General features: G+C 58.5%; 2 protein-coding genes. Both read left to right on the forward strand.

The window, feature by feature from the left end:
• On the forward strand, positions 1–1472 hold a 1472-nt coding region (locus ACIPIZ_RS26005), incomplete at its 5' end, for a CTP synthase (RefSeq protein ID WP_401168262.1).
• A 5-nt stretch (positions 1473–1477) separates the two neighbouring features.
• Positions 1478–2323: a 3-deoxy-8-phosphooctulonate synthase gene (gene kdsA, locus ACIPIZ_RS26010; protein WP_016985082.1), complete on the forward strand. Its 846-nt coding sequence runs from the start codon at positions 1478–1480 to the stop codon at positions 2321–2323.
• The last annotated feature ends 208 nt before the right edge of the window (positions 2324–2531 follow it).

Raw genomic sequence — 2531 nt, forward strand, 5'->3', positions numbered from 1 at the left:
ACCAGCACGGTGAAGTCATCGACACCCACGACGGCGCCGAGACCGACCTGGACCTGGGCCACTACGAGCGGTTCATCCGCACGACCATCACCCAGAACAACAACTTCACCACTCGCCGTGTCTACGAACACGTGCTGCGCAAAGAGCGCCGTGGTGACTACCTGGGTGCAACCATCCAGGTGATTCCGCACATCACCGACGAAATCAAGCGCCGCATCATCAAGGGTGCTGGCGATGCTGACGTGGCCATGGTCGAAATCGGTGGCACCGTCGGTGACATCGAGTCGCAACCGTTCCTCGAAGCGATCCGTCAACTGCGTTTCGAAGTCGGCGCCAAGCGCGCGATGCTGATGCACCTGACGCTTGTTCCGTACATCGCCACCGCTGGCGAGACCAAGACCAAGCCAACTCAGCACTCGGTAAAAGAACTGCGTTCGATCGGTCTGCAACCAGACGTGCTGGTGTGCCGTTCCGATCACCCGATCGACGTCTCGTCGCGTCGCAAGATCGCTCAGTTCACCAACGTTGAAGAACGTGCGGTGATCGCGCTGGAAGACGCCGACACCATCTACAAGATCCCAGGCATCCTGCACTCGCAGGGTCTGGACGATTTCGTCGTTGAGCGTTTCGGTCTGCAGTGCGGTAGTGCCGATCTGTCCGAGTGGGAAGCGGTGGTTGACGCCAAGCTGAACCCGGAACACGAAGTGACGATTGCCATGGTCGGCAAGTACATGGAACTGCTGGACGCCTACAAGTCGCTGATCGAAGCGATGAGTCATGCCGGCATCAGCAACCGCACCAAGGTCAACCTGCGTTACATCGACTCCGAAGACATCGAAAACCAAGGCACTGCGCTGCTCGAAGGTGTCGACGCGATCCTCGTACCGGGCGGCTTCGGTCTGCGCGGCGTGGAAGGCAAGATCACTGCCGTGCAGTACGCTCGCGAAAACAAGGTTCCCTACCTGGGTATCTGCCTGGGCATGCAAGTGGCGGTCATCGAGTTCGCTCGTAACGTCATGGGCTGGAAAGACGCCAACTCCACCGAGTTCGACCGCGCCAGCGGTCACCCGGTTGTCGGTCTGATCACCGAGTGGGAAGACGCGACCGGCGCCGTTGAAGTGCGTACCGAAGCGTCCGACCTGGGCGGCACCATGCGCCTCGGCGCTCAGGAATGCCTGCTTGAAGCTGGCTCCAAGGTGCACGACTGTTACGCCAAGGATGTGATTGTCGAGCGTCACCGTCACCGTTACGAAGTGAACAACAAGCTACTGCCACAACTGATCGAAGCCGGCCTGAAAATCTCCGGTCGCTCGGCTGACGCAGCGCTGGTTGAAGTGGTAGAAGCGGCCGATCACCCATGGTTCGTCGCTTGCCAGTTCCACCCTGAGTTCACCTCGACACCGCGCGATGGCCACCCGCTGTTCAGCGGTTTCGTCAAAGCAGCGTTGGCTCAACACCAGAAGAAGGCGTAACCCCGATGGCACAGAAGATCATCCGCGTCGGCGACATCGAGATTGCCAACGACAAACCCATGGTGCTGTTCGGCGGCATGAACGTGCTGGAAAGCCGTGACATGGCCATGCAGGTTTGCGAGGAATACGTGAAGGTCACCGAGAAACTCGGTATCCCTTATGTGTTCAAGGCCAGTTTCGACAAGGCCAACCGGTCTTCTGTGACCTCCTATCGTGGTCCTGGCCTGGAAGAGGGCATGCGCATCTTCCAGGACATCAAACAAGCCTTCGGCGTGCCGATCATCACCGACGTCCACGAGCCTGATCAGGCCGCGGTCGTCGCTGAGGTCTGCGACATCATTCAACTGCCGGCCTTCCTGTCGCGCCAGACCGATCTGGTCGTCGCGATGGCCAAGACCAATGCAGTGATCAACATCAAGAAAGCCCAGTTCCTCGCGCCTCAGGAAATGAAACACATCCTGAACAAGTGCGTAGAAGCGGGTAACGATCAACTGATCCTCTGCGAGCGTGGTTCGAGCTTCGGCTACAACAACCTCGTGGTCGACATGCTCGGCTTCGGCATCATGAAGCAGTTCGAGTACCCGGTATTCTTCGACGTGACCCACGCCCTGCAAATGCCGGGTGGTCGTGCCGATTCCGCCGGCGGTCGCCGTGCACAGGTTCTGGATCTGGCCAAGGCCGGCATGAGCCAGTCGCTGGCGGGTCTGTTCCTCGAAGCTCACCCGGATCCGGACAATGCCAAATGCGACGGCCCTTGCGCCTTGCGTCTGGACAAACTGGAGCCATTTCTGGCCCAGCTCAAAGCTTTGGACGAACTGGTGAAGAGTTTTCCGACGGTAGAAACCGCGTAACACTCAATTCTCCGGTAAAGTACCGCACGATTTGTCGCTCATGCCCTCGGGCATGAGCGTTATCGTCTGCAAGTCTGCCCGCTGCACACCCCTTGCCGACGGTAAAAAGATTTCCTCTAGCTGCGTCGTTTTCGTCAACTTTGGAGTGTTTACAACAATGGCAAAAATCGTCGACATCAAAGGTCGTGAAGTTCTCGACTCCCGTGGC

It is taken from the genome of Pseudomonas sp. NPDC087690, assembly GCF_044743175.1.
Lineage (GTDB): Bacteria > Pseudomonadota > Gammaproteobacteria > Pseudomonadales > Pseudomonadaceae > Aquipseudomonas.